Annotated in this window: 11 protein-coding genes; 10 read left to right on the forward strand and 1 reads right to left on the reverse strand. The window is 52.5% G+C overall.

What is annotated here, in order from left to right; genetic code table 11:
• Positions 1 to 109 precede the first annotated feature (109 nt).
• Positions 110 to 1,135 (forward strand): tRNA dihydrouridine synthase, encoded by a 1,026-nt coding sequence (locus BFW38_RS01535; protein ID WP_068996802.1) that lies wholly within the window; start codon positions 110 to 112, stop codon positions 1,133 to 1,135.
• Here BFW38_RS01535 and queG read toward each other — a convergent pair.
• Complete coding sequence (gene queG, locus BFW38_RS01540) at positions 1,058 to 2,206, reverse strand: tRNA epoxyqueuosine(34) reductase QueG (RefSeq protein WP_068996803.1); 1,149 nt, start codon at positions 2,204 to 2,206, stop codon at positions 1,058 to 1,060. The genes BFW38_RS01535 and queG overlap by 78 nt on opposite strands.
• 245 nt (positions 2,207 to 2,451) lie before the next feature.
• On the opposite strand from queG, the gene BFW38_RS01545 reads away from it, so the two are divergent.
• The 9 genes from BFW38_RS01545 to hflC all read left to right on the forward strand — a co-directional run bounded on the left by BFW38_RS01545 (position 2,452) and on the right by hflC (position 13,189).
• The gene (locus BFW38_RS01545) at positions 2,452 to 3,996 is read left to right on the forward strand and encodes a bifunctional ADP-dependent NAD(P)H-hydrate dehydratase/NAD(P)H-hydrate epimerase (RefSeq protein WP_068996804.1); all 1,545 of its coding nucleotides are present in this window, start codon (positions 2,452 to 2,454) and stop codon (positions 3,994 to 3,996) included.
• Between the two features lie 233 nt (positions 3,997 to 4,229).
• Entirely contained in the window at positions 4,230 to 4,751 is a 522-nt protein-coding gene (tsaE, locus tag BFW38_RS01550; protein ID WP_068996805.1) for a tRNA (adenosine(37)-N6)-threonylcarbamoyltransferase complex ATPase subunit type 1 TsaE, read from the forward strand.
• Positions 4,752 to 4,774: 23 nt separating this feature from the next.
• Positions 4,775 to 6,124, forward strand: coding sequence for an N-acetylmuramoyl-L-alanine amidase (locus BFW38_RS01555; RefSeq protein ID WP_068996806.1), 1,350 nt, complete (start codon positions 4,775 to 4,777; stop codon positions 6,122 to 6,124).
• Positions 6,121 to 8,151, forward strand: coding sequence for a DNA mismatch repair endonuclease MutL (gene mutL, locus BFW38_RS01560; RefSeq protein ID WP_139116537.1), 2,031 nt, complete (start codon positions 6,121 to 6,123; stop codon positions 8,149 to 8,151). Before BFW38_RS01555 ends, mutL begins: the two co-directional genes overlap by 4 nt.
• Before the next feature lie 31 nt (positions 8,152 to 8,182).
• Positions 8,183 to 9,178, forward strand: coding sequence for a tRNA (adenosine(37)-N6)-dimethylallyltransferase MiaA (gene miaA, locus BFW38_RS01565; protein WP_068996807.1), 996 nt, complete (start codon positions 8,183 to 8,185; stop codon positions 9,176 to 9,178).
• A gap of 149 nt (positions 9,179 to 9,327) precedes the next feature.
• Positions 9,328 to 9,573 (forward strand): RNA chaperone Hfq, encoded by a 246-nt coding sequence (gene hfq, locus BFW38_RS01570; RefSeq protein WP_068996808.1) that lies wholly within the window; start codon positions 9,328 to 9,330, stop codon positions 9,571 to 9,573.
• Positions 9,574 to 9,607: 34 nt separating this feature from the next.
• Positions 9,608 to 10,894 carry a ribosome rescue GTPase HflX gene (hflX, locus tag BFW38_RS01575; protein WP_068996809.1) on the forward strand — a complete coding sequence of 429 codons (1,287 nt, stop codon included), beginning with the start codon at positions 9,608 to 9,610 and terminating at the stop codon, positions 10,892 to 10,894.
• A gap of 214 nt (positions 10,895 to 11,108) precedes the next feature.
• On the forward strand, positions 11,109 to 12,305 hold the full coding sequence (gene hflK / locus BFW38_RS01580) for an FtsH protease activity modulator HflK (RefSeq protein ID WP_068996810.1): 1,197 nt from the start codon (positions 11,109 to 11,111) through the stop codon (positions 12,303 to 12,305).
• Positions 12,305 to 13,189, forward strand: a complete 885-nt coding sequence (gene hflC / locus BFW38_RS01585; protein WP_068996811.1) for a protease modulator HflC — start codon at positions 12,305 to 12,307, stop codon at positions 13,187 to 13,189. Before hflK ends, hflC begins: the two co-directional genes overlap by 1 nt.
• The last annotated feature ends 113 nt before the right edge of the window (positions 13,190 to 13,302 follow it).

Below are 13,302 nucleotides of genomic sequence, written 5' to 3' on the forward strand. Positions count from 1 at the left end.
ATGACTGATCTTTGATTTTGCGGCTTATGCTGATGCCTTTCTCTTCTCCGGGGGGCTTACTCCGATGGCAATTTTTTAAATGGTTCCACCTTTGATGATTCTGTTTTAAATGACCCCACTTCAAAATAAGACGCCTTTAATTGGCTTGGCGCCCATGGAAGGCGTGATTGATGCACCTGTTCGCGCTTTATTGACAGCGTCTGGTGGCCTGGATTTTTGTGTGACGGAGTTTGTTCGAGTGACGCAGCAGGTGCTGCCTTCACGGGTATTCCGTCGCATTTGCCCTGAAATCGATCAACAGATGAAGACCGCGTCAGGCACGGACGTGCATTTACAGCTATTAGGGAGTGATCCCAATATGCTGGGAGCTAATGCCTTGAGGGCGGCTCAATTAGGCGTGTCGGTCATTGATTTGAACTTTGGCTGTCCCGCGAAAATCGTCAACCGGCATGAAGGGGGCGCTCGTTTACTCCGTAGCCCTGAACGGGTGGCGCTGACAGTAAGAAGTGTGGTGGATGCTGTGATGGGCCAAGGGGTTAAAGTCACGGCTAAGATGCGCCTCGGTTATGAGGATACGGCGCTCGCGTTGGAGAATGCGGCCGCTATTGAAGCAGCGGGTGCTCAGCAACTGGTGGTGCACTGTCGAACCAAAGTGCAGGGGTATCGCCCGCCTGCCCATTGGCATTGGATGAAACGTCTTGCTGAGACGGTCTCGATCCCGCTACTGGCCAACGGAGATCTTTGGACATTAGAGGATTATCAACGATGTGTTGAAGTCGGTGGTGTTGCCGACATTATGCTAGGGCGCAGTGCCCTGGCGAACCCTTTTCTAGCGCTTCAAATTAAAGCGGCTTGTGCTGGTGCCCCGATTCCTGAAGTGACAATGAATGATGTTCTGGGGCTATTGATTGATTATGCTGAGAACCAATGGGATGAGATGTCGCCCCCGATCCGCCTGATGCGTATTAAGCAATGGCTGGCACTTCTGAAGCTTCGGTGGCCTGAGGCGGTGGATGTGTTTGAGCGTATTAAACGTGAACGTCAATTATCTGACGTTTTATCGGTGTTTCGTTGTTATCGAAGGCGCGGACACTGTCGGGATGAACTCTGTCGGAATGCGCTTGAGACCGGCTGACTGTTTGTGAGATTGCTGCTGTAACGCCCACTGAATATGTTCAGCCACCAGTTCGGAGGGGTAGTCGAGTCGCTGGGTGAGAGCCTCGACAATATCAGGGTCGTAGGGCGCGTTCCCTAATCCAACGGCAAGATTGCGTAACCAGCGTTCATAGCCTATCCGGCGAATGGCAGAACCTTCAGTACGGGATAGAAACGTGGCTTCATCCCATAGGAATAGATCGAGCAGGTCTCGTCGGTCAAGATCATGCCTTGGATGAAAGTCAGCCTCTTGGGTGATGCGGGTAAAACGTGTCCAAGGGCATACCAATTGGCAATCATCACAGCCGAATACCCGGTTGCCCATTAAAGGGCGCAACGCCTCAGGAATGGCACTTTTCAGTTCAATCGTGAGATAGCTGATACAGCGTCGCGCATCCAACACTTTGTCATCAACAAAAGCATCCGTCGGGCAGCCCGTTTGGCAGGCGTTACATTTACCACAATGATCTTTAGGGTATGGGGAATCCGCCGGTAACGGGAGGTCAGTATACAGTTCCCCGAGGAAAAACATGGAACCGGCTTTGGGGTGGATCAGCATGGCATTTTTACCGATCCAGCCTAGCCCGGCTTTAGTGGCGACAGCGCGCTCTAAGACTGGGGCGCTATCGACAAAGGCGCGATAACCATAGGGGCCCGCGACGGATTCAATCTGTTGCGCTAATTGTGCAATCCGTTTACGCATCAGCTTGTGATAATCCCGCCCTAAAGCATAGCGGCTAATATAGGCCTTTTGGGGCTGACTGAGTAACTGAGTCGTTTCGACCTCGGGGGGTAAATAATCGAGCCTGAGACTGATGATTCGAAGTGTTCCTGGCACCAATTCATCAGGACGGCTGCGTTTATGGCCGTGATGAGCCATCCAAGCCATCTCACCGTGATAACCTGCTGCTAGCCAGCGTTCAAGGTAGGTTTCGTGCTCATCCAGATCAATGTCGCTGATTCCGCAATCTGAAAATCCCAGTTCTCTTGCCCAGGTTTTGATCTCTTGGGCCAGGGCGTGAGCTTGAGTGGATGAAAGGGTCTGCGTCATGGTCAAGGGGTCATCGAGAGGGGCATAATTAATGGATAGCGATCAAGCGTCAGTTATGGTCGTTACGGAGGGTGGCTTCAAGGGGGGCTCAATTTCAAAAGACGTTCGATTTCAAAAAGCGCACCATTTTTAAAGAACGCACTATCTCAAAGTCCGCCGTGGGGCTCAAGCGCCTGACGCTATCTTGAGATGAATGATGCTCGCCTTGCACCCGGAAGGGCCGAAAAGACCGGAGAACATAGATCATGCTGATACCGCTTACTCATCTTAAACAGTCTGCTCCCCTTTGGACCGCTGAAGGGTGTCAAGCATTGGATCGCCATTTAATCGCCTCGGGTGTGGTTGGCTTTGAGTTAATGTGTCGCGCGGGTCGTGCCGCTTGGGCGCTGATTCAACAGCATTGGTCTCCCGTGCCGTTAAGTGTTTTTTGTGGTGCGGGCAATAATGGCGGAGATGGTCTGGTCGTGGCAGCTTTGGCGCATCAGGCGGGTTGGCCTGTGCGTGTTGTCATGATGGGCGCCCCTGAGGCTTTGCACCATGAGGCGGCTGAAGCTTGGGATATGGCGGAACGTGTCGGCGTGGCATCTGTCTCATTGGCCGCTTGGCAGCCGGTTGCGCATGATGAATTGATTATTGATGCGTTACTCGGCATTGGCGTCAAAGGAGCGCCTCGTGCCCCCATCAGTGAGGCGATTGAGCAGATTAATGATGCGACTCATGCGGTGATCGCATTAGATGCACCTAGTGGTTTGAATGTCGATACGGGGCATTGTGCCGGTGAGTGCGTTCGGGCGGATATGACGATCACTTTTATCGCAGTTAAACCTGGATTATTGACCGGGCAGGGGCCGGCAGTCTGTGGACCGGTTTGGTGGGCTGATCTGAACAGCGAGACTGTGTCAGCACCGCGCCCTCCTATGGGGTTTGTGCCCTCGGCCGATGTTTTGAGTTTGCCGCAACGTCAAGCAACAGCGCATAAGGGAGACCATGGTCATGTGCTGCTGCTGGGGGGCGACCATGGTATGGGCGGTGCGGTCATCTTGGCGGCACAGGCGGCGTTACGCAGTGGGGCTGGATTAGTGAGAGTGCTGACACGATCTGAGCATGTGGCGCCACTTTTGCAACGTCAGCCTGAGGTGATGGTGGAACCCCTTCCCGATGATGCTTTTATCGATGGCGTCTTGGTCCATAATGAGACTTTGGACATGGCGCTGGATTGGGCCGATACCGTGGTGATTGGACCAGGATTAGGGCGCCATGAGTGGGGGCGTGAGGTATGGCGATATATCTGTACTCATTGGCAAGGGCCCATGGTGGCTGATGCTGATGCCTTGTATTGGTGGGCTTCGGGCGATATGCCTTCTGCGTCTTTAGCCGCTCAAACATTGATGACGCCTCATCCAGGTGAAGCGGCTCGATTATTAGGAATGGCGACCCGCGAGCTACAACAAAATCGTTTTGAGGCTGTCGAGGCTTTGCTTGAACAGTATCATTGCGGGGCTGTGATTTTGAAAGGTGCGGGCAGTGTTGTGGGGCCTTTTTCGGGGGCGCAGCGCTGGATGGTATGCCCCTGGGGAAATCCGGGTATGGCCACAGGAGGGACCGGAGATGTGTTATCCGGTATTTGTGGTGCGCTCAGTGCTCAGGGCATTGCGCTGGTTCATACGGCTATGGTAGCTGTCGGTGTTCACGCTCGTGCCGGTGACTGTGCTGCGCAACAAGGGCAGCGAGGCTTAGTGGCCAGTGATTTGATCGGTTTCGTGCGACATTTGCTGAATGATCCTGAGTAAGCTTCGAATAGGGGGGATAGGATTCAGATAAAATATGTGAGAGAAGCTTGAATCTATCGGCTTTTATTGGTCAAATTTCGATCAAGCATTATCGATAGGGCTTGTTTCATGTGAGCTGTTTGGTGATCTCCTATGATTGACCACCCTGGTATTCTTGATTGATCTAATGCTCATAATCGCCCTGTTATTGTGATTTGCCCTTCTTGTAATGCCCATTGGGCCCCGAGGCTTCCATGACACTGTTGACTCCTTCTCTCTCCTGCTCGCTGCCTGATGAAGCCGCTCAGGTCATGCTTGGACGTGAGCTGGCGACTTGCTTCAATCGAGGCGTACTGTTTTTAAAAGGCGACCTCGGGATGGGTAAAACCACTCTGTGTCGCGGTATCCTGCAGGCATTAGGTCATGCTGGGGCCGTGAAAAGTCCAACGTATACGCTGGTTGAGCCCTATCAGTTGCCGGGTCATGAGGTTTATCACTTTGATCTCTACCGCTTGGCTGAGCCAGAAGAGCTTGAGTTTCTCGGTGTTCGAGATTATTTCGATGCCCAGGCGCTATGCCTGATTGAGTGGCCTGAACAAGGCCAGGGTGTGCTGCCCGCTGCCGATATTGAACTGACATTGACGCTGGCTCCCGACACTGGACGCCTGGCGCAGTTAGTGGCTCATACTGTGCCGGGTCAGCAAGCACTGACCGCTTTATCTCAGTCAGCCTGGTGGCAACAATATCAGACGGTCACTGAGGTCGTATTCACCTGATGATGACATTGAAAAGAGTCTTTATGTGGCGTTTTGCCCTTTATCATGTTGCCCTTTTTCGCTTTACACTTTTTATAGTGGTCCTGGGCGTGTTCGGAACGGCTCAAGCGAGTGAGCAGATTAATAGCGTTCGTATCTGGCCGGCGCCTGATCACACTCGCTTGGTATTTGATTTATCCGGAGGTGTCAGTCACAAGGTTTTTTCATTATCCAACCCGAGCCGCCTCGTTATTGATATTGATGATGTGGCTTTAAAGGCCTCCTTATCAAATCTCGATTTAGGCGATACGCCGATTCGGCGGGTGCGTCATGCGGTTAAAAATGGGCATGATCTGCGTGTGGTGTTGGATTTATCCCGTTCGATTCAACCGCGTAGCTTTTTACTTAAACCTAACCAGCAATATGGCAATCGCTTGGTCGTTGACTTGGTGATGCCTGAAAAAGAGCCCACTGAAACCGTGGAGCGTCGTCCTGCACGGGGGGCGCCGCGTAATGTATTGATTGCGATTGATCCTGGTCATGGGGGCGAGGATCCGGGGGCCCGTGGCCCGGATGGGACTTTTGAAAAAAATGTAGTGATGGCCATTGCGCGTAAACTTAAACGCCAGATCTCGGCTCAGCCGGGTTACGAGGCCTTTCTAACGCGTACGGGAGATTACTATGTCGGGCTCCGTGAACGCGTCAATATTGCCCGTAAGCGTCGTGCCGATATGTTTGTGTCGATTCACGCCGATGCTTACCGAACGGCTCAACCTCGCGGGTCGTCCGTTTATGCATTATCGCAACGGGGAGCCACCTCCGAAACAGCACGCTGGTTAGCCGATAGTGAGAATAATGCGGATTTGATTGGCGGGGTTGAGGGCGTTTTGTCATTAGAAGACAAAGATGCCATGTTGCGCGGCGTGTTGCTTGATTTATCTATGACGGCCACCTTGTCGGAAAGTTTGCGCTTGGGGAGCCAGGTGCTTGGCCATATTGGCCAGATTAATCGACTGCATAAGCGTGATGTTGAACAGGCCGGGTTTGTGGTGCTGAAATCCCCGGATATGCCTTCAATTTTGGTCGAAACTGGTTTTATTTCTAATCCGCGCGAAGAACGAAACCTCAAAAGTAGTGCTTACCAACAGCGGATGGCTTCCTCCATTATGACGGGGATTCGTGATTATTTTCAGGCCAGTCCGCCACCCAACACTTTATTAGCCGAACAGAAACGTCTGGGGACCATGGGGCGCTACGTGATCGCGCCGGGCGATACGCTTTCAGAGATCGCACAGCGTAAGCAAGTGGATCTGAGAGCGCTACGACGGGCGAATAACCTGTCGAGCAAAGATGTTATCCGTGTCGGTCAGGTCTTGAGGATTCCTTCATCATGACGGTTATGGATGCCGAACAAACCCGTATACAGGCACTGGCCCCCAGACTCGCCAACCAAATTGCAGCGGGGGAAGTGGTTGAACGCCCCGCATCGGTGCTGAAAGAGCTGTTGGAAAACAGTCTTGATGCGGGCGCGAATGAGCTGGAGATTGAGCTTGAAGCCGGTGGCATTAAGCTACTGAAAGTGCGCGATAATGGTCGTGGTATTGATGAAGACGACCTGCCGTTAGCACTGGCCCGTCATGCGACCAGTAAGATTTATACGTTGGATGATCTAGAAGGTGTGGCAACGCTAGGGTTTCGTGGCGAAGCGCTGGCTTCAATCAGTTCCGTGGCGCGCCTTGAGCTGGTGACGAGTGTTGAAGATTCCGGCAAGGGCTGGCGTGTTGTGGCTGAAGGCCGAGACATGACGCCTCGCGTCTCTCCTGCGCCACACCCGCGTGGGACCAGTGTTATCGTGCGGGATTTGTTTTTTAATACCCCCGCTCGACGCAAATTCCTTCGCACAGAACGTACTGAGTACGGTCATTTAGAGGGGTTGTTTCGACGCCTTGCCTTATCAAGGCCTGATGTTGCGTTTACGCTTAAACATAACAGCAAAGTCGTGCATCGGCTTCGGCCTGCGGTCGATCAAGCTTCTCAAGAACAGCGGCTCAAACAGTTGATGCCTTCCGGCTTTATCGATAGTGCGCTGTACCTCGATATGGAAGCCACTGGGTTGCGTTTATGGGGCTGGGTGGGTTTGCCGAATCAGGCGCGAGCCCAAGCGGATCAACAGTATTTCTTTGTCAATGGGCGGAGCATTCGGGATCGTCTGGTGGCCCATGCCATTCGTCAGGCCTATCAGGACGTACTATTTCATGGTCGACACCCGGTTTTTGTGTTGCACCTGGAGCTAGATCCCCATGTCGTGGATGTGAATGTACATCCCACCAAGCACGAAGTCCGGTTCCGTGATGGTCGTCTAGTGCACGACTTTCTATTTCGCTCACTCCACCGCGCTTTGGCCGATACCCGTGCAGGGCAAGAGAGTAATGCGGCGAACAGTGGCGTGGCTGGAGGTGGTGTGGCGGCTGATGGTGCACTGGGTGCCGAAGCGGAGAACCAGGTTTCGTCGCGTGCTTCTGGAGCAGGCCCTGACGGCTATGCCATGACGTCATCGGTTCAACCTCAGGATCAAAGCCCACGCCAGCAAGTGGGTATGAACTGGTCTGTGCCTCAAGCTCAGCGCTCTCAATCTTCTCAGCGCTCTCAATCTTCTCAATCTTCTCAGTATTCCCCACACTCTCAGTACTCACATTCTGGCCAGGGGGTGAAAGAAACACTCGGGTTTTATCAGCACCTCAGTGAAGGGGCTAAACACCCAGAAGATACGACTGTGAGTAGCCAAAATATGGTCCCCCATAATAGGCCCTCGCATATGCCTGATGATCAATCAGGGATGCCGCCTTTGGGCTATGCGCTTGCTCAACTGCATGGGGTTTATATTCTGGCCCAGAATGCGCAAGGGTTAGTCGTGGTCGATATGCATGCCGCCCACGAGCGGATTACTTATGAGCGTATGAAACAAGCTTATGCGGAACCGCCGTTAGTGTCTCAGCCTTTGTTGGTGCCACAGCATTTAGCGGTCAGTGAAGAAGAAACCGAAGCGGTTCAGCAAGCGGGTGAGGTCTTATCTGATCTTGGGCTGACACTGGAAGTGATGGGACCGCGATCATTAGTGATTCGCGGTTTGCCAGTGTTGTTACAAGGGGCTGAAGGGGAGTCGTTGGTGTTTCATGTGCTTGAAGAGCTGAAACGCTTTGGGACGACCCATGGCTTGAGGGCCCATGTTCATGAGATACTGGCCACTATGGCCTGTCACGGCTCGGTGAGAGCCAATCGGCGTTTGTCCATGGATGAGATGAATGCGTTACTGCGTGATATGGAAGCCACTGAACGCAGTGGTCAATGTAATCATGGTCGCCCTACTTGGTTCCAGCTGGATATGTCGCAGCTGGACAAGATGTTCTTGCGCGGTCAGTAGCTTTCCTGCCATTTCACTTGTTGGATCATTCATGACGCAAACCGCGACGGCGGCATTTCCGCCAGCGATTTTTTTGATGGGCCCGACGGCTTCGGGCAAAACCGATTTAGCCATGCATTTAGCGGACCATCTGCCCTGTGAACTGATCAGTGTGGATTCAGCACAAGTCTATCGGGGGTTGGATTTAGGTAGTGCTAAGCCTGATGCTGCTACTTTAGCGCGTTACCCGCATCGTTTGATCGATATTCGTGATCCGGCCAGGCCATACTCGGCGGCTGATTTTCGTGATGATGCATTGAGGGCGATGCAAGAGATTACAGCCGCTGGACGTATTCCGCTGCTGGTGGGCGGGACCATGATGTATTTTCAGCGTTTGCTTGCAGGTGAGGCAAACCTACCAGAGGCTGATGCTACGCTAAGAGCTGAACTGGAGTCCCAAGCAATGATGTCGGGTTGGCCAGCATTACATCAGCAGTTGGCTGAGGTTGATCCTGAGTCGGCATCACGTATTGCGCCAAATGATAGCCAGCGTATCCAACGTGCTTTGGAGATTTATCAGTTAACCGGGCGTACGCGAACGGAACTCTGGGCTGAGCAAGCGCGTCAGAGTTTTCCATACCGAACATTGCAGATCGGTTTGGCACCGATGCTGCGAGCGACCCTGCATCAGCGGATTGAGCAACGCTTTAAAGCGATGCTGGATCAAGGGTTTATTGAGGAAGTGGCCGCTCTGAAGCAACGTCATGATTTGCATACGGGGTTGCCGTCCATACGTTCTGTTGGATATCGACAGGTCTGGGCATACCTGGAAGGTGAATATGATCGTGAGACTTTGTATGAAAAAGGTATTGCGGCCACGCGTCAGTTAGCGAAACGACAGATCACTTGGATGCGCCGTTGGCGATCATTGTTTTGGTGGCCAAGTGATGCAGAGGGGAGTGCTGAACGGTTGCTGAGTGCTTGTCAGCCTTGGTTAGCCGGTCATGAGTTTGAGCCTTGGTCGGGCGAAAGGCCGGACAAACATTGAGATCGCAGTATATAATCTCAATATAGTGCTTAAAGATGTTGCGATGCGGTACGATGCATCGGGCCCGGAGTCTTCTCCCTTAGGCTTGATTGCGCGTAAACCATTAAAAAACAGAAAATTAACAACGACACTTATCTAGGGAGAGTGGTATGTCCAAAGGGCAATCATTACAAGATCCGTATCTGAACCTGCTGCGTAAAGAACGTGTACCCGTTTCTATCTTTTTGGTGAACGGGATCAAGTTGCAGGGGCAGATTGAGTCTTTCGATCAGTTTGTCATCTTACTGCGTAATACCGTCAGTCAGATGGTTTACAAACATGCAATTTCTACTGTGGTGCCGTCGCGTAATGTGCGTCTGCCGATGCCAGATGCGAATGCGGCCCCAGGTGAGTAATAGGCCTGATAGGCCCTAAAACTGGAGTACGCCTTTGTTCTTTGAACGGCATGAGGGTGGCGATAATGCCATCCTCGTTCATGTTGATTTTACCGGTGAGCAGGAGCGTGAAGACCCTAGCGAGTTTCTTGAACTCGTGGCTTCTGCCGGGGCTAATGCTGCCACCTTGATTCGGGGGTCTCGCCAGCAAGTCAATGCCAAATTCTTTGTTGGCAGTGGCAAAGTCGATGAGATTAGAGAAGCGGCGGTTCAGTATGAAGCTGATGTCGTTATTTTTAATCACGGCCTGACACCTTCCCAAGAACGTAACCTTGAACGGAGCCTCAAGTGTCGAGTGCTCGACCGTACGGGCTTGATTCTGGATATTTTTGCTCAGCGGGCTCGTACGCACGAAGGGAAGCTACAAGTTGAACTAGCTCAGTTGCAGTATATGCGGACTCGACTGGTGCGAGGTTGGACCCACCTAGAGCGTCAGAAAGGGGGGATTGGTCTGCGAGGACCAGGTGAAACCCAGCTGGAAACTGACCGGCGCTTGTTGCAAATCCGTATTTCTCAAATCCAAAAACGCCTGGATAAGGTTCGCCAACAACGTGCCAATAGTCGTCGCGCACGAGATCGGGCTGAAATTCCTTCTGTCTCTTTGGTGGGATACACCAATGCGGGCAAGTCGACGCTGTTTAATCAGGCGACGACCTCTGAGGTTTACGCGGCCGATCAACTGTTCGCGACATTGGATCCGACATTACGTCGTTTAGCGTTAGAGGACGTTGGCCCGATTGTGCTGGCCGATACGGTCGGATTTATTCGTCACCTGCCCCATAAGCTGGTTGAGGCGTTTCAAGCCACACTCCAAGAGGCGACTGAAGCCGATCTGCTGTTGCATGTCGTAGATGCGGCCAGTGTGGAACGTGATGACAACATCGCTCAAGTCAACGATGTGTTGCATGAGATCGGTGCGGGAGAGATCCCTGTATTGATGGTCTACAACAAAATTGACTTGTTAGAGCAGCAGCCTCGCATCGAGCGTGATGATGAGGGGCAGCCTGAGCGTGTGTGGTTGTCGGCAGCGACGGGAGCAGGCCTGGATTTATTGCGCCAAGCCATCAGTGAGCGTCTGGCTGATCGAATCACTGAGGGGCGCCTGCAGCTCGGGCCGAGTGAGGGTAAACTACGCTCTCAGCTCTATGCGCTGGGGGCTGTTCGAGGCGAGCAGCATGATGAGCAGGGCGACACCTGGTTGGATATTCGCCTCCAAGAGCGTGATTTGAATCAGTTGTTGGCGCGCTTGGGGGTCGATCAAGCAGCTTTGCGTTGGGCCTGAAACTGATTTATATATCAGTCTAATCCGTGCGAATCCGCTGTCTTATCCTAAGGTTTCTGTTAGAGTCACGAATCATTATAGGCCATGACCGGGCAGCGGGGCTCGGTCATGTGCTGAATAACAGGAATAAGACCGGTAGCCAGCGCCTGGATGGACTGGCTGCGGGTTACTTTATATTGACTTGTTATATTCCAACCCGTGAGGGAGACAATCTATGGCGTGGAATGAGCCTGGTGGCAATGGCAACCAGCACGATCCCTGGAGTGGTGGTGGTCGAGGTGGTGGCCGGGGGCCTGATAAAGGGCCGCCCGATTTGGATGAGGCGCTGAAAAAATTTCAGGATAAACTCGGTGGTTTATTCGGTGGCAGCGGCGGTGGCGGGAGTTCGCAACGCGGTGGCTATGGTCTGGTCGGGATTATTCTGGCACTGGTTTTTGCACTCTGGTTCGTCAGCGGTATTTATACGGTGGACCAATCGGAGCAGGCGGTTGTACTGCGTTTTGGTAAGTACCACGAAACGGTGGGGCCTGGTCCTCATTGGAATCCCGCTTTGATTGATAGTGTGCACAAGGTGAATACGACGCGTATTCGCTCTGTGAGCCAGAAAGCGACCATGCTGACTGAAGATGAAAACATCGTGCAGGTGTCGATTTCAGTTCAGTATGCAGTGGATGACCCGAAAGCCTTTTTGCTGAATGTTCGTAACCCCGAAAGCAGCCTTGAAAATGCGCTGGACTCGGCATTGCGTCATGAAGTGGGTAGTTCAACCATGAACAGCATCCTAACGGAAGGTCGTGAAGTGCTGGCAACGCACATCACGAGCCGACTAGGAGGTTACCTGAAAAATTATGGGGTTGGGCTCGGCTTGCGTGCAGTTAACGTCGAAAACACTCAAGCGCCTGATCAAGTGCAGGATGCTTTTGATGACGTCATTCGTGCGCGTGAAGATCGTGAGAAAACGATCAACCAAGCGCGAGGCTATGAGAACCAAGTCATTCCTCAGGCTCAAGGGGAAGCACAACGCATTCGCGAACAAGCTCAAGGCTATAAACAGTCTGTCATTGCGGCGGCTAATGGTGAGGCGCAACGCTTTACTGACTTGTTAGCTGAATATCAGAAAGCGCCTGCGGTGACACGTGAGCGACTGTATATTCAATCCATGCAATCGGTGATGACGCGTTCGAGCAAAGTGATGGTGAACCAGGATAAAGGCAATAATATGCTGTACCTGCCTTTGGATCGGTTACAAGGTGGCACGCGATCCGGTAGTAGCACTTCAGGCAGCCATTCGGCCTCCAGTGCTCAGCAAACCAGTTTGAATCCTTCGCAGATGGATGAGCTGGCCAACGAGGTGGTGCAACGCTTAAACCGCCGCCAGAATAACAATGGAATCCGTCGGGAGGGTCGTTAATGCACGCGCGTTCCTTGATTATCCTGGTCGGGATTGCCCTGATTGCCTTACTGGCCAGCAGTTCTTTGTATACGGTGGATGAAACTCAACGTGGCATCAAACTTCGCTTTGGTGAGATTGTTGAAACAGATATCCAGCCGGGGCTCCATTGGAAACTACCGCTATTGAATACCGTGCGGTTGTTTGATACGCGTGTTCAGATGCTGGATGCATCGCCTTCTCGCTATCTCACTTCTGAAAAGAAAGCCGTGATCGTCGATTCTTTTGTGAAGTGGCAAATTGTCGATGTGACACGCTTTTATGAGGCGACCTCGGGCAATATTCAAACGGCCGAGCGCCTGATTGCGCCGCGAGTCGATGAAAGCTTGAGGAACGAGTTCGGTAAGCGTGAGTTGTCGGAAATCATCAGCAAAAATCGTGATGACTTGATGACCGAACCTATGGCCGTATTAAGTGATGCGCTTCGCAAAGCTTTAGGGATTAAACTGCTGGATATCCGAGTGAAGCAGGTTGACCTGCCAAGTGAGGTGTCTAATGCCGTTTATGATCGCATGCGTTCCGAGCGTGAACGCGAGGCGCGTGAGTACCGGGCACAAGGTAAAGAGTCGGCTGAAAAAATCCGCGCCGAAGTGGATCGTCGTCGCCAGGTGCTGTTGGCTGAAGCCCATCGTGATGCCGATATCCTGCGAGGCCAGGGGGATGCTCAGGCGGCTGCGATCTATGCCAATGCCTATGGTCAGGATGAAGAGTTCTTCAGCTTCATGCGTAGTTTACAGGCGTATCAGGAAAGCTTTAACGGTCAAGGTGATGTCTTAGTACTGGATCCGGAAAGCGATTTCTTTAAGTATCTCAAAGCGCCTGAGGCGAATGCTTCTGCCCGGTAACGGGGATCACGATTAAGCGCTACTTAGGCATCCCGTCAGGGGGTCTTTCGTGATACACTCAGTTGCATATTGAAGTGAGCCGGGGGTAAATCCCCGGCTTTCTGCTGTCTGAT

This window comes from Terasakiispira papahanaumokuakeensis (genome assembly GCF_001709345.1).
Taxonomy (GTDB): domain Bacteria; phylum Pseudomonadota; class Gammaproteobacteria; order Pseudomonadales; family Halomonadaceae; genus Terasakiispira; species Terasakiispira papahanaumokuakeensis.